The sequence below is a fragment of the Bradyrhizobium sp. 41S5 genome, from assembly GCF_011516665.3.
GTDB lineage: Bacteria > Pseudomonadota > Alphaproteobacteria > Rhizobiales > Xanthobacteraceae > Bradyrhizobium > Bradyrhizobium quebecense.
This window is the reverse complement of record NZ_CP083721.1, coordinates 5,682,829-5,703,245: the sequence shown is the minus strand read 5'-3', so window position 1 is coordinate 5,703,245 and position 20,417 is coordinate 5,682,829. Positions and strand designations below refer to the sequence as shown.

The following is a 20,417-nucleotide window of genomic DNA, read 5'->3' as shown; positions in this document are numbered from 1 at the left end:
GCGCTCGGCGTATCTGGTATCTGGAATACCTGTTCGCTCCAAACGAAAGAGGCGCACCGAAGTGCGCCTCCATCAGTTCCGCGGGAAGTCCCGAACTCGGACCGTCAAATCAGGCCCACATTTCCAGCCGTCATCTCAGGCTGTCTTCGCGCTCGTCGCGGTCTCCGCTGCGGCCGCGGCAGCCTCGTTGCCGTTGATGAAGGCACGGCGCATCGGCTTGATCACGAACAGCGCCATCAGCGCCGCCGTGGCGTTGAGCGCGACTGCGATCACGAACACCGCCTGCCAGCCATAGCTGGCGGCAACGATGCTGGCGGCCGGCACCAAGAGCGCGGCGGTGCCCTTCGCGGTGTAGAGCATGCCGTTGTTGGTGGTCGCGAACTTCGAACCGAAGGTGTCGCCGGAGGTCGCCGGGAACAGCGAGTAGATCTCGCCGAACACGCCGAAATAGACCGCGGTCGCCAGCACGAACACCAGCGGGTTGTGGCCCCAGGTGGACAGCGTCAGCAGCATCAGTGCGCCGGTGCCGAACGCGATGAACATGGTGTGCTCGCGGCCGATATTGTCGGAGACCCAGCCGAAGAACGGCCGTCCGAAACCGTCGAAGATGCGGTCGAGCGAGATCGCAAAGGTCAGCGCGGCCATCTGGAAGCCGGCGAGCGAGACCGGCGTGGTGGCGATCTTGTAGTCGTGCGCGATCGGCGCGATCTGGGCTGCCGCCATCAGGCCGCCTGAGGCGACCATCACGAACACCAGATACATCACCCAGAAGATCGGGCTGCGCAGCACCTGCGGCGGCGTGAAGTCGATCTTGGTCTGCGGCAGATTGAGCTGCTTCTTCTTCGGCGGGATCGTGACCGCAGGCTTCTGGATGAAGAAGGCGAGCAGGAACACGATCAGGCCTTGCCCGATGCCGAAATCGAAGAACGCGGTCTGATAGCCGCTCGAGGCGATCATGTTGGCGATCGGCACCACGGTCAGCGCCGCGCCAGCGCCGAAGCCCGCGGCGGTAGCGCCGGCGGCGAGGCCGCGGCGATCGGGAAACCATTTCAGCGCATTGCCGACGCAGGTGCCGTACACCGAGCCGGCGCCGATGCCGCCGATCACAGCCGCGGCGTAGAGCAGCGTGAGTGAATCCGCGTAGGAGTTCAGCACCCAGGACAGCGTGATCATGACGCCGCCGAACATGATGACGATCCGCGGGCCGTATTTGTCGACGAACCATGCCTCGACCGGCACCAGCCAGGTCTCCGTCACCACGAAGATCGTGAAGGCGAACTGGATCGCCGCGCGGCCCCAGTGATGCGCGCCATCGATCGGATCGACGAACAGCGTCCAGCCATATTGCAGGTTCGCGATCATCGCCATGCAGACGATGCCCATGACGAGCTGCAGCCAGCGGAAGCCACTGGACGAAGGTTGTGCTTGTGTTGCGGCAGCATTGCTGGAAACCATCAAATCCTCCCGAGCGCGCCTGGCCTTGTTGTGGCCCAGTGTCGCAATTCTTGTGGCGTATCGTCGCAAGTGCTCGACCGAAATTGGTATACTATATTCCAGAAAGCAAGCCCATCTTTCTGCTGCGTCGCAGCAAAACTGGCATACGACACGCCGGTTCAGCCTCGGATTCGAGCCCATAACGGACGCCGAAAAATGAAGACGCCCGGCGTTGGCCGGGCGCTTTCGTCAGCAGAAGCGTGGTGGGTTGCTTAAGCCATCGCCGCCGATTTCGCGACCACGATTTTCCGCCACGGCTTGAGCACGGCGATCGCGAGCAGCGAGGCAAGGATATTGGCGCCGGCTGCGATGATGAACACGTTGTCCCAATGGCCCGACGACTGCTGCATGTAGTTGGCGATCGGCACCAACAGCGCGGCGGTGCCTTTCGCGGTGTAGAGCAGGCCCGCATTCGTCGTCGCGAACTTGGCGCCGAACGTGTCGGTGCAGGTCGAGGGGAAGAGCGAATAGATCTCGCCCCAGGCGAAGAACACGAAGCCCGAGAGCAGCACGAACCAGACCGGGTCGTGGCCCCAGAGGTAGAGCATCCAGATGCCGAAGCCTTCCATGCCGAAGGCGATGAACATCGTGTTCTCGCGGCCGATCATGTCGGAGATCCAGCCGAAGAACGGACGCGTCAGACCGTTGAGGACGCGGTCGATGGTGGCCGCGAAGGTCACGGCCGTCATCGTCACTGCCATCAGGGTGACCGGCACGCTGTCGACCTTCCAGTCGACCGCGATCGGCTTCAGGTTCGCCGTCACCATCAGGCCGCCGGCGCCGACGATCACGAACATGAAGTACATCAGCCAGAAGATCGGCTGCCGCAGCACTTCGGTCGGCTGATAGTTGCGCCGGGTCTGGATGATGTTGGCGTTCGCCACGACGGCCGGCACCTGTCCTGCCTTCGGCGCGAGGAGGAAGAAGGCGAGCAGCACGATGATGATGCCCTGGCCGAGACCGAAATAGAGGAAGGTGGTCTGGAAGCCGGAGTCCTTGATCATCGCCTGGATCGGCGCCACCGTGAGTGCGGAGCCCGCGCCGAAGCCGGCTGCGGTGATGCCCGCCGCAAGCCCGCGCTTGTCGGGAAACCATTTCAGCGCGTTGCCGACGCAGGTGCCGTAGACACCGCCGGCGCCGATGCCGGCGATGATCATGCCGAGATAGTAGCCGTTCAGCGAGGTCGCCTGCGCGTTGATCGCCCACCCGATCGCGCAGAGAATGCCGCCGATCAGCACGACGAGGCGCGGACCGTATTTATCGACGAACCAGCCCTCGACCGGCACCAGCCAGGTCTCGAACAGCACAAAGAGCGTGAAGGCCCACTGGATCGATGCACGATCCCATCCGAACTTCTTCTGGATGTCGGGGACGAAGAACGTCCACCCGTATTGATAGTTTGCGATCATCACCATCGCGGCGACGCCGATCGCAAGTTGCGTCCAGCGATAGGTATCGCTGACCCGCGCGGCCGCGGGGGCCGCAGTTGCCTGAACCATCTCCGACATTGATCCTCCCAGTGCGCGCTTTGTCATTCTGCTTGTGGCGCGGCTCGGCCATATTGGTATTTGATATGCCAAGGTTCAAGCTGTCGCAGATGTTGCGTGCGCATATGCCGCAGAGGACTGAAGGCGGTCACCGCAGCGAGAGTAATTCAGCGCGCAATAAAATGGCCCCGAAAATCGGGGCCATTGGTCGAAGGTTCAATGTCAGATCGCAACTTGCGACGAAACGGTCTCGGTGCAGCGCGCGCCGAATCCTTCTGCCTCAGAGGCCGAAGTGCGGCAGGTCGCCATTGCGGTTGGAGATCTCCGCGCTCTTCATCAGCAGGCGGTCGATCGAGGCCATCAGGCGGCCGAACAGGGTGGAGGAGGGCGCGAGCGTGAGGGCAGTGGTCTTGGACATTGGTGTCCCCTTTGGCTGGAGGGCCAGCAACGGGCCCGCTCATCATCTGCATTCAAACTATGTATACCAGATGCCAGAGGCAATGGGCTTGTTTGCATAGCAGCATGGTCAATTGTGCAATGCAACAAGATGGGCTGGTTGGCATCCCAGATTGAAGGGGAGCGCATTGAAGCCACGGCCAAGGCCAGGCAAGCGCGGGCCTTCACCACGCCCGGGAATCGGGCCGCTCGCGCGCGGTGCATTTCAATGCGGCCGGACCGACCTCGTCGCCGCCGACATAAAGAAGGCCGCCTGACGGGGCGGCCTTGAGTGACTGGGTTTGCTTTTCTTCTTGGCCGATGAAGGGTCGGGGCCAGATCCCTTCACCGCGTCCAGTCTTCGCCCGCGCACAGCGTTCCCATGCAGCCGCGAACGTTCAGCGTGCCCGACGACACCAGCGTCACCGAGCTCTCATAGGTCTTGCCGTCATCGGCGTTGTAGATCCTGCCGGCCCACTTGTTCGGGCCTGCGGGCTGCATGATGAAGAGCGAGATGCCTATGACCGGCCGGGTCCGCTGCGCGGGATCGGCATTCTTGTCGTCGCGCTGCGGCTTGCCGGTGGCCTTGTCGGTCGGCTCCTTCAGCCAGACGACGCGGCCGCACAGCGCGCTGCCGCAGCGCTGGACCTTGATCCTGGCGTCGCCGGACTGGGTCAGCCAGACGCCGGCCGGATCGTTGGCCTTGTCGGCGGCTTTGGCGGCATCGGCGGCGCTGCCGAGCAGCGGAATGTGGAATGCCGCCACGATCAGGCGGCGCATGAGGTGAGCGTGGATCAGCTGTTTCAGGGCGCTGCGGAGGCCGTCAATATCCGGGGGCAACGTCATCATCTACCTTCTTCATGAAAAATTTCATGATAAACATGAAATAAATCACGTTTAAGGTTGAGTCAACAACATTACCGCAGCATGATGCGGGCCGGCCCTAGCGGCCTGTACGGGCAAAAAATTATCGGATGGATGCGATGAGGAAATCGGTTCGCGAGCAGCGCCAGCTTTGGTTTCGCCGGCTCGATCGGGCGTTCTGGGTGATCTGGGCCGCGCTGCCGGTGGTGCTGTGGCTGGCCTATCACCGCACCACGACGGCTCCGGTCACGATTGCGGAAAGCCTGAGCGGCGAGCAGGCGAAGTGCGCCAGCATCGTCGCCAACCCGCTCACCATGTCGGCCATGGGCCAGCTGCTGTTCTGGTCGCTGTTTGCGCTTGGGGTATCGTTTTACGCCGTACTGATCGGCATGCTTCATCGCATGGTGAACCGATTCGCGAACGGCCGGATTTTTGTGTCCGAGAAACTGCAGGGCGTCTGGTGGATGGGGTCTTTCTGGTGGGCTGGCCGTTCGTCGATACGATCACGACCAACGCGGTGATCTATGTCCTGTATCGGATCGGCGACATCAAGTTCCTGCTGCTGAACTACAACCTCGATGTCGGCACCATCGCCGGCGGTGTGTTCCTGATGGCGCTGAAGTTCGTGCTCGAGCATGCCATCCTGTTGCAGTCCGAAAACGATCTGACGATCTGAAGGTGATGCTCGTGCCCATCGTGGTGAACCTCGATGTCATGCTCGCAAAGCGCAAGCGCCGCCTCGGAGACCTCGCGGACGCGATAGGCATCTCGATCCAGAACCTGTCGATCCTGAAAACCGGCAAGGCCAAGGCGATGCGCTTCTCGACGCTGTCGGCGATCTGCCGCGAGCTCGACTGCCGGCCGGGGGACATTCTGGAATATGTGCCGGGCGATGAGGGGGATGCCGATGGCGGGGAGGGCGGCTGATCCGGAACTGGCCGCGGTCGAAGATGATACACAGTACGCGCGAGAGAAGAACGACGCTGCACGCGAATGGCAGAACCAGAAAGTACACCGACTTCATTGGGCGCAATCTCCAAGCCTGGACGGCGACATTCTCGACCTCGACAGCAACGACAAGCTTTCGAAACGCCGCGGGAGGAACCGCGGTCGCAAGTTCCGCTTTCGCGGCGCTGTGTCCGAAGGCTGCCACGCATTAGAGGAGGGGGGAGCACGCCTCTCCGGGACACTCTCAGCTTTGGCCCGAAGTGGTCATCGGAGCGACAGCGAGAGTTCTTGCGCCGACAGGGAAAATGATTGCTGATGATGTCGCCGACACGCGGCAGGATCGGACCGATTCATATTCCGGATGCCGCCGCACCTAGTGTACCATCGTTGTTAGGTCAATGGTGCTGCCCGATGGCCGCTCGTTCCGAAGTTGCCGAGCGCCTCTCTACTCACGATCGTGCGGCCATGTTTTGGTCAAAACTGCATTCGCATCCTTGAGATGCCCACTGCAAAGGCTTGCGATGGAAAGGGCAACGGTCGACAAGGCCAGGACTTTCGCTTTTGGCGACGCTCGGAGCGTTGCGACCTACGCGGTCGAAATCCTGATAGTTGCCGCAATTTATGCTGGTCTTGCCGAATCTGCGCGACTGCTTCCCGCAATCAATCCAGCCGCGACACCGCTATGGCCACCAACCGGGCTTGCGCTCGCGCTGGTCCTGCTGCGCGGCTACCGGATCTGGCCCGCGATCCTGGTGGGGGCTCTCTCACCTTACCTCATGGCCGACCGATCGCTCCTGGAGATCGGCGCCGCCGGGATCGGCAGCCTCCTTGCCGCATGTGCCGGAACATGGCTGATTGGCCGCTGGTCGAACGGTCGCCAGACGCTTGCCACACCATCCGGTGTCGCAAAGTTTGCAATCATTTGCTTTGCGCCGACCACGATCATCAGTTCAGCCATCGCCTTGGCCGGCTTCACGCTCATCAACGAAGCAAGCTTTTCCGATTCCGTCGTCACCGGGTTGACCTGGTGGCTTGCGGACGCTGCTGAGGCCCTGGTGATTGCTCCGGTCATCGTGCTCTGGGCGACGATGCCCTTACGCATTGCTTCCAAATGGGCTCTGTTGGAATCGATCACGGTCGCTGCTCTCGCTGGTATCATCGGGCTCGCTGCTTACAGCCCGCTGATCGGTAGCGATCTCGTCAGCAACGGGCTCGACGTGTCGCTGCCACATCGGAGCCTTCTGGGCTTTCTGGTTCTGCTGCCCTTGATCTGGGCCGGCCTGCGCGGCGATCGATGCACCGTGGCGACGGCCGCGTTGATTTTCATCGGAACTGCCGTATGGGGTTTCTCGGTGGGGAATGATCCATTTCCGAAAATCGATCCGAACGGAGCGCTGTTATCCTTGTTCGTGCTTTCGATCATCGTGTCGGCGCCTCCTCTTGCGCTCGCCGCGGCAAGTGCGACGCGGCAGGCCAGGGAAGCCCATTTGCTTTCCGTGCAGGACCAGCTGAACAGTCAACTTGAACGGAAAGCCCTGGCGCTCGACAGCATCAGACGGCACTTCCAGACCCTCATCGAAGGCGTTGTCGACTATGCAATTTTTGCGCTTGATCGAGAAGGACACGTCACGAGCTGGAATAGCACCGCTCAAAAGATCATCGGCTACACCTCGGAAGAAATCATAGGCAAGCACTTCGGGATATTCTATCGGCCGGATGAACGCCGCGCGGGTTCACCGACACACGCGCTGGAGTCGGCAATCGAAGGCGGCAAGTACGACGTAGAGGGTTGGCGTATCAGAAAGAATGGTACGCCGTTTTTCATCACGGGCTCAGTCTCTTCGAGCCGTGATGACGCAGGAAATCTGATCGGCTTCATCAGTATCCTGCGCGACGCGACGGAGCGGCGCGACGCGGAGGAGAAGCTGGTCCAGGCGCGCGAACAGCTCGCGATGTCTCAGAAGATGGAGGCAATCGGCAAGCTGACCGGCGGGATCGCACACGACTTCAACAATCTATTGATGATCATCGGAGGAAGTGCCCAGATATTTCAACGCCTGCTTGATCCAAAACTGCCAAAGGCCATCGAAGCCATACAAACCGCGGCCAAACGCGGCGAGAGTCTCACGCGACAATTGTTGACGTTCTCTCGTCACCAGCATCTCAGCCCGACGGTCGTCGATCTGAATGCGTCCATCAAGAACATGCGGACCATGATCGAGAGCTCGCTGCGCGGGAACATCGTGTACAACGAGAACGTTGGCGACGGTGTTGCGCCGGTCAAGGTTGACCTCGCCGAACTTGAACTTGCGATCGTCAACATCGCCGTCAATGCGCGAGATGCAATGACAAGCGGCGGCACATTCACGTTGTCCGTCCACGCGGTCACCGCCAATCAGGAAACCGGCGGCGATCGCCGTGGGAAGGCCTTCTTTGCGATCACACTTGGCGATACGGGCACCGGTATTCCGCCAAATCTGCTGTCCAAGATGTTCGATCCGTTTTTCACGACCAAGGAGGTCGGCAAGGGGACCGGGCTCGGTTTGTCCCAAGTTTATGGTTTTGCGCACCAGGCGGGCGGAACCGTGACGGCAGACAGCAAGGTCGGACAGGGAACAACGATTACAATCTATCTGCCGTCCTGTGCGGACGAGCAGATCACCAGCAAAGAGCTCGCCGCTGCCCGGGCAAGGCCAAGGCAGCCGCCGCGACAGACGGTTCTCGTTGTCGACGACAGCCCCGAAGTGGCGGATGTGACATCATCGCTGTTCGAGCATCTGGGTTATGAAACCATCTATCGAGATTCGGCCGAAGCGGCATTGAAACTGCTCGATACCGGTACGAAGATCGATCTCGTCTTCAGCGATATCGTCATGCCAGGGACCATCGATGGCGTCGGGCTCGCGAGGGAAGTTCGGTCGCGGTACCCCGGTTTGCCCATAGCCCTCACAACCGGTTACAGCGATGCTGCAAAAGCAGCTCCGCCAAGCCTGAGAATACTCCGCAAGCCGTTCGATACCGAGGCGCTAAGAGATTTTATCCAGGATCTTGCGCCGCCGAGATCGACGCGATCATCCGGCATACCCTTGGCGTCAAGCACCGCCGACGCGGTGCGCAGAAGTTGACCGGTCGCACCCTCGCGGGCGTTGCTCGGCGGTACCGGCGCAGTGATCGAACAGGCTATTGTCGCAAAAGCTGAATGGGTTATCCGCACTTCGCCCTGGACAGACATATGGCATCGAGCTCATGAATGTCCGGTGCAGACGATCAGCCGGAACAAAAATGGCCGCGGTTCCCCGCGGCCATTTGTCGTTTTGATTGAGCGCAGCCGTTATTCGGCCGCCTGCTTGCGCGGCGGATCGAGCGCGCCGGAGTCGTGGATCTCGGCGACCTGGTGATCGCTGAAGCCGAGCACCTCGCGCAGGATCTCGTCGGTGTGCTCGCCGAGCAGCGGCGAGCGGGCGACTTCGCTCGGCGAATCCGACAGCTTGATCGGGTTGCCGACCGAGATGTACTTGCCGCGGGTCGGGTGATCGACCTCGACCACGGTGCCGGTCGCGCGCAGCGACTGGTCTTCGGCGATCTCCTTCATCGACAGGATCGGGCCGCAGGGGATGTCGTCCTTGTTGAGGATCTCCATCGCCTCGAATTTTGTCTTCGTCATCGTCCACTGTTCGATGCGGGCAAAAATTTCGTTGAGGCGCGGCAGGCGGGCCGCCGGCTTGGCGTAGTTCGGATCGGTCTTCCAGCTCGGCTCGCCGATCACGTCGCAGATCTTCTCCCAGACCGGGGCCTGGGTGATGAAGTAGATGTAGGCGTTCGGGTCGGTCTCCCAGCCCTTGCACTTCAGGATGCGGCCGGGCTGGCCGCCGCCGGAATCGTTGCCGGCGCGGGGCACGGCATCGCCGAACGGAATGCCTTCGCCGAACTGGCTGTATTCCTTGAGCGGACCGTGGGCGAGGCGCTGCTGGTCGCGCAGCTTGACGCGGGCGAGGTTGAGCACGCCGTCCTGCATCGCCGCGGTGACGCGCTGGCCCTTGCCGGAGTGGGTGCGGTGATAGAGCGCGGTGACGATGCCGAGCGCGAGGTGCAACCCGGTACCGCTGTCGCCGATCTGCGCGCCGGTGACGAGCGGCAAGCCGTCGCGGAAGCCGGTGGTCGAGGCGGCGCCGCCGGTGCACTGCGCGACGTTCTCGTAGACCTTGCAATCCTCATACGGGCCGGGGCCGAAACCCTTGATCGAGGCGACGATCATCTTCGGGTTGATGCTCTGGATCTTCTCCCAGGGGAAGCCCATGCGATCGAGCACGCCGGGACCGAAATTCTCGACCAGCACGTCGCACTGCTTGATCAGCGCGGTCAGCACTTCCTTGCCCTTCGGGTTCTTGGTGTCGAGCGTGATCGAGCGCTTGTTGTGGTTCAGCATGGTGAAATACAGGCTGTCCACGTTCGGGATGTCCTGCAGCTGGCCGCGCGTAATGTCGCCGACGCCGGGACGCTCGACCTTGATCACGTCGGCGCCGAACCAGGCCAGCAATTGCGTGCAGGTCGGACCCGACTGAACGTGGGTGAAATCGAGAATGCGAACGCCCTTGAGCGCCTTGGTCATATCTATTGCTCCGTACTCTGTCTGCCCCTGCACCCGCAGGGAGTGATTGGGGTTAGGGGGTTACTTCTTCTTGTTCAGCACGCTTTGCGGATTGAGATTGCCGATGCGGCCGCTCTCCGAGCCCGCCGCCGGGTCGATCACCGCGTTGATCAAGGTCGGCTTGCCGGAATCCAGCGCCGCATTGACCGCGCGCTTCAGCTCGTCCGGCGAGGTGGCGTTGACGCCGACGCCGCCGAAAGCTTCCATCATCTTGTCGTAGCGCGAGCCCTTGACGAACACGGTGGTCGCCGGATCCTCGCCCGCGCTGTTGACGTCGGTGCCGCGATAGATGCCGTCATTGTTGAAGATCACGACGCAGATCGGCAGCTTGTAGCGGCAGATGGTCTCGACCTCCATGCCGGAGAAGCCGAACGCGCTGTCGCCTTCGACCGCGAGCACGGGCAGGCCGGTCTCGACCGCAGCCGCGATCGAATAGCCCATGCCGATGCCCATCACGCCCCAGGTGCCGACGTCGAGCCGCTTGCGCGGCTTGTGCATGTCGACGACGCCGCGGGCGAGGTCGAGCGTGTTGGCGCCTTCGTTGACGAAGATGGTGTCCGGACGTTCCGCGATGATCGTGCGCAGCGCGCCGAGCGCACCGTGATAATCCATCGGCGAGGCGTTGCTCATCAGCTTCGGCGCCATCTTGGCGACGTTGTCGTCGCGCTTCTTCGCCACGGTGGCGAGCCAGTCGCTCGGCGCGGCCGACCAGTTGGCGCCTATGGCGTCGAGGAACGCGGACACGCAGGAGCCGATGTCGCCGACCACGGGGGCGACGATCTCGACATTGGAATCCATTTCCTTCGGCTCGATGTCGACCTGGATGAACTTCTTCGGAGCTTCACCCCAGGTCTTGCCCTTGCCGTGCGAGAGCAGCCAGTTGAGGCGGGCGCCGATCAGCATCACGACGTCGGCTTCCTTCAGCACGGTCGAGCGCGCCGCACCCGCGCATTGCGGATGCAGATCGGGCAAGAGGCCCTTGGCCATGCTCATCGGCAGGAACGGCACGCCGCTCTTCTCGACGAAATTCTTGATCGCCTCGTCGGCCTGCGCATAGGCTGCGCCCTTGCCGAGGATGATCAGCGGACGCTTCGCGTTCTTCAGCACGTCGAGCGCGCGCTTGACCGCCGACGAGGCAGGGAGCTGCGCCGGCGCAGCATCGATCACCTTGACCAGCGACTTCTCACCGGCCGCCGCGTCCATGACCTGGCCGAACAGCTTTGCGGGCAGGTCGAGATAGACGCCGCCCGGTCGGCCCGACACCGCGGCGCGGATCGCGCGCGCAAGGCCGATGCCGATGTCCTGTGCGTGCAACACGCGGAACGCTGCCTTGCATAGCGGCTTGGCGATCGCGAGCTGGTCCATTTCCTCATAGTCGCCCTGCTGCAGGTCGACAATCTCGCGCTCGGACGAGCCCGAGATCAGGATCATCGGGAAGCAGTTGGTGGTAGCGTGGGCGAGGGCCGTGAGGCCGTTGAGGAAGCCGGGCGCCGACACCGTGAGGCAGACGCCGGGACGCTTGGTCAGGAAGCCGGCGATAGAGGCCGCATAGCCGGCATTCTGCTCGTGGCGGAACGAGAGCACGCGAATGCCCGCCGCCTGGGCCATGCGGCCCAGGTCCGTGATCGGGATACCCGGCACGCCATAGACGGTGTCGATGCCGTTGAGCTTGAGCGCATCGATGACGAGGTGGAAGCCATCGGTTAGTTCCTGCTCGGTGCCCGGTGCCTCGGACTTCGTAGCGGTATTCAGCATCGGCATCGTCTCCCTGATCGTTCTTTGTTCGGACGATCTGATCGTCGTCTGAAGCGGGTGTGGACTCTCAAACTTACGTGATCGGTTCTACGTGAATAACTCCTGGCCGTGCGCCTCGACATAGGCGGCAAGGCCGAGCGTGTGATCGCGGGCGCGCTTTTCGGCGAGCTCGGTGTCGCGCGCTTCCAGTGCCTCGATGATCCCGAGATGCTCGGGCAGCGAGGTCGCGGTGCGATCCTTGCGGCCGATCGTGAGCTGGCGATAGCCGCGCACATGCAGCAGCAGGTCATTGGTGAGGTCGACCAGCACAGGCGATTCCGACAGCGAGATCAGCGCCTGGTGGAAGGCGATGTTGGCCTTGGAATATTCCTCGACGTGATCCTGCGGCAGGCGATCGTCGCTGAAGTCCTTGAAGAAGTCGCGCAGCGCCGAGATGTCCTTCTTGCGCGCGGTGGTCGTGATCAGGCGCGCCGCCATGCTTTCCAGCGCTGCCCAGGCGCGGATCATATCGACGATCTCCGCCTTGGTGCGGCGGACCACAACGATGCCGCGCCGCGGCACGGTCTTCACGAATCCGTCCTGCTCGAGCATCGCGATCGCTTCGCGGATCGGCGTGCGGCTGACGCCGAGACGCTCCGACAATGCGCGCTCGTCGAGCATCACCGGCTCCGGCGTCGCGTAGATGTCCATCTTCAGGATCGCTTCTTTCAAGGCCTCATAGGCCTTGTTCTTGAAGCTCGTCTCCGGCGCGATCCGGACGATGGCGATATCTGTGTCAGCCATGGTGGGTGACGCCTTGGTCTGTTTCGGTTCTGGCACGACTCGTCTCCTCCTCTTGGAGACGTCTTCTTAGCAGAAGAAAGTACCTTAGATTTTTGGCATGCCAAATACCAGAATGTCAAGCTGCCCATATTTTTCGGTATTTTTGCACGTCGACCGACCTTGACAATTACGTTTTTGGCATACCAAATGCCACGAAATCTGTCCCAGGAGGAAGCCAATGTCAAATTCGAAGGATGCGGTCCGCAAAATTCTCGATGCGGTCAGGGCCGACAAGCGCACGAGCCTCACCGCGCCCGAAGGCAAGGTGGTCTGCGACGCCTACGGCATTCCGGTGCCTAAGGAGGGCGTCGCCAAGTCGGCCGCCGAGGCTGCCCGGATCGCCTCCGACATGGGCTTCCCGGTGGTGATGAAGATCGTCTCGCCCGACATCCTCCACAAGACCGAGGCAGGCGGCGTCGTGGTCGGCGTCAAGAGCGCCGCGGACGCCGAGAAGAGTTACGAGACGATTCTGGCCAACGCCAAGAAGTACAAGGCCGATGCCAAGATCGAGGGCATCCAGGTCCAGCAGATGCTGGGCGGCGGCACCGAGGTGATCGTCGGCTCGATCACCGACGGCTCGTTCGGCAAGCTGGTCGCCTTCGGCCTCGGCGGCGTGCTGGTCGAAATCCTCAAGGACATCACCTTCCGCCTCGCGCCCGCGACCAAGGGCGATGCGCTGTCGATGCTCGACGGCATCCAGGCGCATGAGATGCTGAAGGGCGTGCGCGGCGGCGAGCCGGTCAATCGCGAGGCGCTCGCCGAAATCATCGTCAAGGTGTCGCAGCTGGTCAGCGATTTCCCCGAGATCGTCGAGCTCGATCTCAATCCGGTGTTTGCCACCAGCAAGAACGCGATCGCCGCCGACGTCCGCATCGTCGTCGATTTCGACTACAAGCCGCGCCCGGCGCCGCGTCCGACCGAAGAGATCGTCGCCGCGATGAGTCGCATCATGCAGCCGAAGGGCGTTGCGGTGATCGGCGCCTCCGCCGAGGACGGCAAGATCGGCAACTCCGTGATGAAGAACCTCATCAACGGCGGCTACAAGGGCGAGATCTATCCGATCCACCCGAAGGCCGAGGAGATCCTCGGCTACAAGGCCTACAAGAGCGTCAAGGACGTGCCCGGCGTGATCGACACGGCGGTGTTTGCGATCCCGGCGAAATTCGTCGCCGGCGCGCTCGTCGAGTGCGGCGAGAAGAAAATCCCCGGTGCGGTGCTGATTCCCTCGGGCTTTGCCGAAGCCGGCGCGCCCGAATTGCAGGCCGAGATCGTCGAGGTCGGCAAGAAGTACAACATCCGCCTGATGGGGCCGAACATCTACGGCTTCTACTATACCCCGGCCAACCTCTGCGCCACGTTCTGCACTGCCTATGACGTCAAGGGCCACGCGGCGCTGTCGTCGCAGTCGGGCGGCATCGGCATGGCGATCATCGGCTTCTCGCGCTCGGCCAAGATGGGCGTGTCGGCGATCGTCGGCCTCGGCAACAAGTCCGACATCGACGAGGACGATCTGCTCGCCTTCTTCGAGCAGGATCCGAACACCAATTTGATCGCGCAGCACTGCGAAGACCTGAAGGACGGCCGTGCCTTCGCGGAGGCCGCGAAACGCGTCTCTAAGAAGAAGCCGGTGGTCGTGCTGAAGGCCGGCCGCACGTCTGCGGGTGCGAAGGCGGCGTCGTCGCACACTGGCGCGCTCGCCGGCAACGACAAGATCTATGAGGACGTGTTCAAGCAGTCCGGCGTGATCCGCGCTCGCTCGCTCCGGCAGCTGCTCGAGTTCGCCCGCGGCGTTCCGGTGCTGCCGACGCCGAAGGGCGAGAACGTCCTGATCATCACTGGTGCCGGTGGCTCCGGCGTGCTGCTCTCGGACTCTGTCGTCGACAACGGCCTGTCGCTGATGCAGATGCCGCCGGATCTCGATGCGGCGTTCCGCAAGTTCATCCCGCCGTTCGGCGCGGCTGGAAATCCTGTGGATATCACCGGTGGCGAGCCGCCGATCACCTACGTCAACACGGTGAAGCTCGGTCTCTCCGATGAGCGCATCCACGCGCTGATCCTCGGCTATTGGCACACCATCGTGACGCCGCCGATGGTGTTCGCGCGCAACATGGTCGAGGTGAAGAAGGAGATGGAGGCCAAGGGCTTCGTGAAGCCGATCGTCGCCTCGCTCGCCGGCGACGTCGAGGTCGAGGAAGCGGCCGAATATCTCTACCAGAACGGCATTCCGGCCTACGCCTATTCGACCGAGCTGCCGGTCGAGGTGCTCGGCGCCAAGTACAAGTGGGCCCGCGGCGCGGGACTGCTCTGATCGTCTGATCTGCCGAAGACCAGAGGCCGCCTCGGACATTGTCCGGGGCGGCCTTTTGTTGGGGCGCTCCCATTCGAGCCTTTGCCGGCGATGGAGGGGGAAGGGCGACATCAGCCCGATCGTTCGAAATCAGCCCGGGCTTTCCTGCTCCGCTTTGCGCGGGTTCCGCGCGTCGTTCCCTTTTTCCGATCGCGTTCGGCTCCCCAAGGCAGCTTGCCTTTCGCATCTGATGTGCTACTGATATGTCAGATAAGAATGATGGAGGGTGCCGCGATGGAGTTGGCTGCAACAGGGATGACCGACCGCCAGCGCAAGTATCGCGCGACCTACCGCGAGCGCGTGGTGGGCTGGTACAATGGCTGGCTGCACGTCGTGCTGATCTACACGATCGGCTTCACGGCGCTGTACGTCTATTTGGCCAATGTGCACGACGTGAGGTGGTGGGAATACCTCACCATTCCGGTGGTGTTCCTGATTGCGAACTTCTTCGAATGGGCGGTGCATCGCTTCGTCATGCACCGGCCCTCGAACGTGCCCTTGCTGCGCGCGATCTACAGCCGCCACACCCTGATGCACCATCAGTTCTTCACTGAGGAGGAAATGCGCTTCGCCGACCATCACGACTGGCGCGTCACCTTCTTCCCGCCCTATGCGCTGGTGGTGTTTACCCTGATGTCGATCCCGCCGGCGATCGTCGCCGGCCTCGTGATCTCGGCCAATACCGGCTGGCTGCTGATCACCACGACGACGTCGATGTACCTGATCTACGAATTCATGCACTTCTGCTGCCACGTCGAGGAAAATGCCTTCGTGCGCAACATGCCGTTCGTCAACACCATCCGCCGGCATCATACCGCCCATCACAACCAGTCGATCATGATGGAGCGGAACATGAACCTGACCTTCCCGGTGATGGACTATGTGTTCGGCACCTCCGATCTCAACCGCGGCCTGCTTGGCCACATCTTCAACGGCTACAGCACGCGCTACGTGAAGACCGACATGCGGCGCACGGCGCGGACGCCGCGGGTCGTGGTGAAGGAGCAATCGGTGCCGCATGCCGCAGCTTGAACCCAATCTAGCCGGCCTCGCCTGGTTCGGCCTGCTGTGGAGCGTATGCTGCATCGGCTTCCTGCAGCTGGCGGGGATGTATCCGCTGCGTGGACGCGCCGTTCTGCCGGTGACGATGACGACCGCATTGTGGCTGATGTTGCTCGCCGGCACGCTGGCGTTCGCCTTGGTCGAGCTGCGCTGGACCACCGTCGTTGTGGTGGGTGGTGTGCTGTTCCTGTTCCTGCCCGGGCTGTTTCAGGCGCTGCCGGAATGGTGGCGCGACGGACGCGCGGGATTGCGGCTGTCCTGCTGCGCCATGATCGCGGCGCTTGCGCTGCTCGTCGGCGTGGCTGCACCGTAGTTTCACATCTGGATGACCTGAAGGGAGGTCTCGATGCCAAGCCACATCAAGCTCATGCTCTCGCTGGCGTGCCTTGCCACGGCGGCCTGCGGATACTTTTTCATGGTCTATCTCGGACAGCAGGGACCGAGCTACGCGGTCGCCTTCCTTGGCGTATTCGCCACCGTCGCAATGTGGATCTTCCCCGAGGTCGTCAAGAAGGACCTCAAGATGCGTCCGCCGGGATCCTGATATGATGCTGCAGCACAGGGAGGCACCGATGGCGAGCTATGCCGGGGACCGCACCATCGACGGCATTTCCGTACTGGTCGACGGCGAGCCGCTGTCACCGCATTACGACCAGCTTCGGCTCACCGAACACGGATTTGAATGGAGCTACGAGGGACCCGAGCCGGCACAGCTGGCCTTCGCGCTGCTCTACGATCATCTGCACGACGCGACCGCGGCGAAGGCGCTGCACGAGAGCTTCATGCGGCGCATCGTCGCCAATTTCGGCAATGAATGGGAGCTCTCCTCGGCCGACCTCGACGAGGCGATCGCGGCACTGCGATCCGAACAAGCTGCCTGACCCGACGCGGATTTCTCCGCCGGAGAATTCTTCGAGATGACCCTGACCTGTCGCGCGGCGGTGCTGCATCAAAGCGGAATGCCGCTCTCCATCGAGCGCGTTTCGCTTGCTGCACCGATGCCGACCGACGTCGTGGTGAAAGTGCGTGCCGCGGGGCTCTGCCACACCGATCTGGAGGTGATCGACGGGTCGCTGCGCTATCCCTTGCCAATGATCCTCGGGCACGAGGCGGCCGGTGTGGTCGAGGAGGTCGGCAGCGCGGTGCATGACGTGCGCGCCGGTGATCACGTGATCCTTTCCTGGAATCCGCATTGCGGGCACTGCTTTCACTGCGACCGCGCGCAGCCGATTCTGTGCGAGACTTATCTCGCCAGGGGCGCGGAAGGCATGCATTTCGACGGCGCGTCGAAGGCGCAGCTCGCGGGCGGCGGCAGCCTGGCCCATCTGATGTTCCTCGGCGCGTTCTCGGAATACCTCGTGCTGCCGGCGCAGCAGGCGATCGTCGTGCCCAAGGACATCCCGTTCGATCGTGCGTGCCTGATCGGCTGCGGCGTCATGACCGGAGTAGGCGCTGCGCTGAACGTCGCGGACATCGGATATGGCGATACCGTGATGGTTACCGGCTGCGGTGCGGTCGGGCTGGCTGCGGTGCAGGGCGCCCGGCTCGCCGGCGCCGGTGCGATCATCGCGGTCGACCTCGATGATGCAAAGCTTGCACTGGCGCGGCAACTCGGCGCGACGCACACCGTCAACGCGGCGCGCGAGGACCCGGTCCAGTTCGCCAAGGAGGCGACGCGCGGGCGGGGTGCCGACGTCATCCTCGAGGCGGCGGGCCATCCACTGGCGTTTCGGCAGACCGCGGAGGCGGTGCGGCCGGGCGGCGAGGTGATCTGGCTCGGCAAGATCGACGTCACGCAAGACGTGAGTTTCCGCTGGGGCGCGCTGATGGGCGAGAAGCGATTTCGCCGCTCGAGCTACGGCGGCGCGCGGCCACGGCGCGACTTTCCGTTGCTGGCGCAGGCCTATCTCGACGGCCGGCTCAAGCTAGACGAGCTGATCACCGGCCGCTGCAGCCTCGACGGCATCAATGACGGCTTCGAGGCGTTGCGGCGCGGCCGCTCGATCCGCACGATCGTTGAGCTCTGAAAGTCCTTACAGCGTCGAACGCGCAAAGCTTTCGATGTAGTCGATCAGGCTGTCAGAGGCCGCGCCCGCGGCGTCGACGCGGCGCTCCGCGACGGCTTCGGCGACGTCGGCATGCAGCCGCGCTGCGAGCGGCAGGTCGGCCGCCTCCTTGTAATGCTGGTACCAGAATCGGCGCGACAGGCCGTGCATCAGGCCCATGGCGCGGGAGGCGAACTCGTTGCGCGACGCCGCCGAGATCAGTGTGTTGAACTGGTGATCCAGGCGCATGAACAGCAGATCGTCGGACTTTTCCGCCGCACGCCGCATGCCGGCGGCTATCTCGGAGAACTGCGCGCGCTGCTCGCTGGTGGCGCGCTCGGCGGCGCCGCGCGCCATCAGCCGTTCCAGCTCGCGGCGCACCTCGAGCAGGCGTAGCTGGGCCCGCAGGTCGATCTCGGACACCAGCACGCCGCGACGGGCCAGGATGTTGACGAGTCCATCCCGCGACAGCCGCTGCAACGCCTCGCGGATCGGGGTGCGGCCGATGTCGAGCCGCTTGGCGAGCACGAGCTCGGACAGCGCGGTGCCGGGTGGCAGTTGCAGCGTCACGATCAGCTCTTCCAGCTCGGCATAGGCGCGATCGGTGAGGGTGACGTCGCCTTGCGGGAGCAGGGCCTGCGCGGCAGCGCGCGGCTTGCCGGCGGCGGCCGGCGATTGCCGCGCCGGCCGGCGGCTTCCTGCTGCGCGGGCGCGCACCGTGCTGGATCGCTTGTTCGAATCTGCCATCGGGATCTTGGGTGCTGCTGTACAGCAGATATCTCACACGCCCCGCTGGCACTGACAAGGCCGCTCGATCGGCGCTGCACCGAATCCGGTCGCGTGCAGCGAACAGCGGCGCATCATCAGTGCGAAATGCTCTCCAGCGTCCGGCCGCGGGTTTCCTCGCCGAGCAACAGCACCGCCAGCGCCGCCACCACGAACGCGCCGGCGCCGAGCGCGAACACGCCGCTCTGTCCCGCCGCGGGCAGGATCACGCCGATCACATAGGGGCCGATCAGCGAACCGATTCGGCCGACCGCGGAGGCAAAACCGGTTCCGGTGGCGCGGACATGGGTCGGATATAGTTCAGGCGTATAGGCGTAGAGCGCCGACCACATGCCGAACAGGAAGAACTGCATGCAGAGGCCGGCCATGATGAGCTGGGTCTGGTCCGCCGCCGAGCCGTAGAAGTGGCAGGCGATCGCACCGCAGAGCAGGTTCATCACCAGTGTCGCCTTGCGGCCCCAGGATTCGACGAGCCACGCCGAGACCAGAAAGCCGGGGATGCCCGCGAGCGAGATCAGGATAGTGTAGAACACCGATTTGGTGATCGGGAATCCCTTGGCCTGCAGCAGCGCGCCGAGCCAGGTGGTCAGACCGTAGAAGCCGAGCAGGGCGAAAAACCACAAGGTCCACAACATCGTGGTCCGCTTGGCGTAGATGCCCGAAAACAGCGTCCTCAGGCCGGTCACTTCGGACGTGGGAGCGGCGGCCTGGCGTACGACCGGCGGCAGATCCTTGCTGCCGAGACGATTCCGGACCCTGCTCTCGATGTCGCGCACGGTCGCTTCGGCCCGCTCGGAATAGCCGTGGGAAGCGAGCCAGCGCGGCGATTCCGGAACGTAGCGTCGCACCACGAGCACGAACACGGCCGGGATCGCCTGCAGGATGAAGACCCAGCGCCAGTCGGCGGCCTGCAGCACGAAGTAGGTCAGCAGGCCCGAAGCGATGAAGCCGAGCGGCCAAAACCCTTCGAGGAACGCGATGTAGCGGCCGCGGTTGCGGGCCGGCATGATCTCCGAGACCATCGACTGCGCGACCGGAAACTCCATGCCCATGCCGAAGCCGAGCAGCAGGCGGGAAGCGCCGAGCGCGGTCGCCGTCGTCGAGAGACCGCAGCACAGGCTGCCCAAGCCCCAGAAGATCATGCTGACCTGGAAGACGCGGGCGCGGCCGAAACGGTCGGCCAGCAGGCCGGCGGACGCGGCGCCGACGAACATGCCGAGGAAGCTCATGCTGGACAGCAGCCCGGTTTCCGCCGTCGACAGGCCGAAGGTCTGGCGGATCGAGCCGAGCACGAAGGTCAGCGCGGCCAGGTCCATGCTGTCGAAGAACCATGCGGTTGCGATGATCCCGAAGATCCATCGTTGATAGGAGGTCAGCGGCAGGCGCTCGAGCCGTGCCGCGATGTCGGCGACCTGCTGCGCCTGCGCGGTGCGCGCGACGGCGGCCGGAGCCCGGCTTCCGGCCGCTGCGGTGACGTCGGAAATGGTCATTGCTGTCCTCCCCAGATGGACGTTGCCGGGCTCTTGTCGGCCCTGTTCCATAAAATGTCACACGGATAGCAGTGATATGTCAATTGGTGATCACGCGCGAATTGGCGGGAGCGAGTTGGCCTGCGCGCCGGACAGGGCCGGGGACAAATCGGCGCGCGGCGCTGGCCTGCTGTGATCCGATCGACGTTCGATGCCGCTTCGGACATCTTCCGAAGCGGCATCAAAGCCCGGTTA

The 20,417-nt window shown here is 63.3% G+C and carries 19 protein-coding genes; 10 read left to right on the top strand and 9 right to left on the bottom strand.

Annotated features, from left to right (window positions below; genetic code table 11):
- Window positions 1-135: 135 nt before the first annotated feature.
- The 4 genes from oxlT (HAP47_RS27690) to HAP47_RS27675 form a co-directional block, all read right to left on the bottom strand.
- Complete coding sequence (gene oxlT / locus HAP47_RS27690; protein ID WP_173641875.1) at window positions 136-1,455, bottom strand: oxalate/formate MFS antiporter; 1,320 nt, start codon at window positions 1,453-1,455, stop codon at window positions 136-138.
- A 251-nt stretch (window positions 1,456-1,706) separates the two neighbouring features.
- The gene (oxlT, locus tag HAP47_RS27685; protein WP_173641876.1) at window positions 1,707-3,002 is read right to left on the bottom strand and encodes an oxalate/formate MFS antiporter; all 1,296 of its coding nucleotides are present in this window, start codon (window positions 3,000-3,002) and stop codon (window positions 1,707-1,709) included.
- A gap of 259 nt (window positions 3,003-3,261) precedes the next feature.
- Window positions 3,262-3,399 carry a hypothetical protein gene (locus tag HAP47_RS27680; protein ID WP_173641877.1) on the bottom strand — a complete coding sequence of 46 codons (138 nt, stop codon included), beginning with the start codon at window positions 3,397-3,399 and terminating at the stop codon, window positions 3,262-3,264.
- Window positions 3,400-3,761: 362 nt separating this feature from the next.
- Window positions 3,762-4,265: a DUF2147 domain-containing protein gene (locus HAP47_RS27675; protein WP_173641878.1), complete on the bottom strand. Its 504-nt coding sequence runs from the start codon at window positions 4,263-4,265 to the stop codon at window positions 3,762-3,764.
- Window positions 4,266-4,399: 134 nt separating this feature from the next.
- Here HAP47_RS27675 and HAP47_RS27670 point away from each other — a divergent pair, with 134 nt between their 5' ends.
- The 4 genes from HAP47_RS27670 (at window position 4,400) to HAP47_RS27655 (ending at window position 8,353) form a co-directional block, all read left to right on the top strand.
- Window positions 4,400-4,801 carry a hypothetical protein gene (locus HAP47_RS27670; protein ID WP_173641879.1) on the top strand — a complete coding sequence of 134 codons (402 nt, stop codon included), beginning with the start codon at window positions 4,400-4,402 and terminating at the stop codon, window positions 4,799-4,801.
- On the top strand, window positions 4,798-4,956 hold the full coding sequence (locus tag HAP47_RS27665) for a hypothetical protein (RefSeq protein WP_173641880.1): 159 nt from the start codon (window positions 4,798-4,800) through the stop codon (window positions 4,954-4,956). Before HAP47_RS27670 ends, HAP47_RS27665 begins: the two co-directional genes overlap by 4 nt.
- An 11-nt stretch (window positions 4,957-4,967) precedes the next feature.
- Window positions 4,968-5,207, top strand: a complete 240-nt coding sequence (locus HAP47_RS27660; RefSeq protein ID WP_173643087.1) for a helix-turn-helix domain-containing protein — start codon at window positions 4,968-4,970, stop codon at window positions 5,205-5,207.
- A 542-nt stretch (window positions 5,208-5,749) separates the two neighbouring features.
- Window positions 5,750-8,353: an MASE1 domain-containing protein gene (locus tag HAP47_RS27655; protein WP_173641881.1), complete on the top strand. Its 2,604-nt coding sequence runs from the start codon at window positions 5,750-5,752 to the stop codon at window positions 8,351-8,353.
- Between the two features lie 206 nt (window positions 8,354-8,559).
- On the opposite strand, the gene frc is transcribed toward HAP47_RS27655, so the two are convergent.
- The 3 genes from frc to HAP47_RS27640 form a co-directional block, all read right to left on the bottom strand.
- Entirely contained in the window at window positions 8,560-9,837 is a 1,278-nt protein-coding gene (gene frc / locus HAP47_RS27650) for a formyl-CoA transferase (protein WP_173641882.1), read from the bottom strand.
- A 60-nt stretch (window positions 9,838-9,897) separates the two neighbouring features.
- A complete protein-coding gene (gene oxc, locus HAP47_RS27645) occupies window positions 9,898-11,631 on the bottom strand; it encodes an oxalyl-CoA decarboxylase (protein ID WP_173641883.1) in 1,734 nt (577 codons plus the stop codon).
- Window positions 11,632-11,718: 87 nt separating this feature from the next.
- On the bottom strand, window positions 11,719-12,414 hold the full coding sequence (locus HAP47_RS27640; RefSeq protein ID WP_050387017.1) for a GntR family transcriptional regulator: 696 nt from the start codon (window positions 12,412-12,414) through the stop codon (window positions 11,719-11,721).
- A 217-nt stretch (window positions 12,415-12,631) separates the two neighbouring features.
- On the opposite strand from HAP47_RS27640, the gene HAP47_RS27635 reads away from it, so the two are divergent.
- The 6 genes from HAP47_RS27635 to HAP47_RS27610 all read left to right on the top strand — a co-directional run bounded on the left by HAP47_RS27635 (window position 12,632) and on the right by HAP47_RS27610 (window position 17,889).
- Window positions 12,632-14,761, top strand: a complete 2,130-nt coding sequence (locus tag HAP47_RS27635) for an acetate--CoA ligase family protein (RefSeq protein WP_173641884.1) — start codon at window positions 12,632-12,634, stop codon at window positions 14,759-14,761.
- Window positions 14,762-15,034: 273 nt separating this feature from the next.
- Entirely contained in the window at window positions 15,035-15,832 is a 798-nt protein-coding gene (locus HAP47_RS27630; protein ID WP_173641885.1) for a sterol desaturase family protein, read from the top strand.
- Window positions 15,819-16,175, top strand: a complete 357-nt coding sequence (locus HAP47_RS27625) for a hypothetical protein (RefSeq protein WP_173641886.1) — start codon at window positions 15,819-15,821, stop codon at window positions 16,173-16,175. The genes HAP47_RS27630 and HAP47_RS27625 overlap by 14 nt, the downstream gene beginning before the upstream one ends.
- Before the next feature lie 33 nt (window positions 16,176-16,208).
- Entirely contained in the window at window positions 16,209-16,406 is a 198-nt protein-coding gene (locus HAP47_RS27620) for a hypothetical protein (protein ID WP_024579640.1), read from the top strand.
- Between the two features lie 28 nt (window positions 16,407-16,434).
- The gene (locus HAP47_RS27615; protein ID WP_231169006.1) at window positions 16,435-16,743 is read left to right on the top strand and encodes a DUF6166 domain-containing protein; all 309 of its coding nucleotides are present in this window, start codon (window positions 16,435-16,437) and stop codon (window positions 16,741-16,743) included.
- 36 nt (window positions 16,744-16,779) lie between these two features.
- On the top strand, window positions 16,780-17,889 hold the full coding sequence (locus tag HAP47_RS27610) for a Zn-dependent alcohol dehydrogenase (protein ID WP_173641888.1): 1,110 nt from the start codon (window positions 16,780-16,782) through the stop codon (window positions 17,887-17,889).
- 6 nt (window positions 17,890-17,895) lie between these two features.
- Here HAP47_RS27610 and HAP47_RS27605 read toward each other — a convergent pair whose 3' ends face one another.
- The gene (locus HAP47_RS27605) at window positions 17,896-18,654 is read right to left on the bottom strand and encodes a GntR family transcriptional regulator (protein WP_173641889.1); all 759 of its coding nucleotides are present in this window, start codon (window positions 18,652-18,654) and stop codon (window positions 17,896-17,898) included.
- A 116-nt stretch (window positions 18,655-18,770) separates the two neighbouring features.
- Window positions 18,771-20,183, bottom strand: coding sequence for an MFS transporter (locus tag HAP47_RS27600; protein ID WP_173641890.1), 1,413 nt, complete (start codon window positions 20,181-20,183; stop codon window positions 18,771-18,773).
- Window positions 20,184-20,417: the final 234 nt, after the last annotated feature.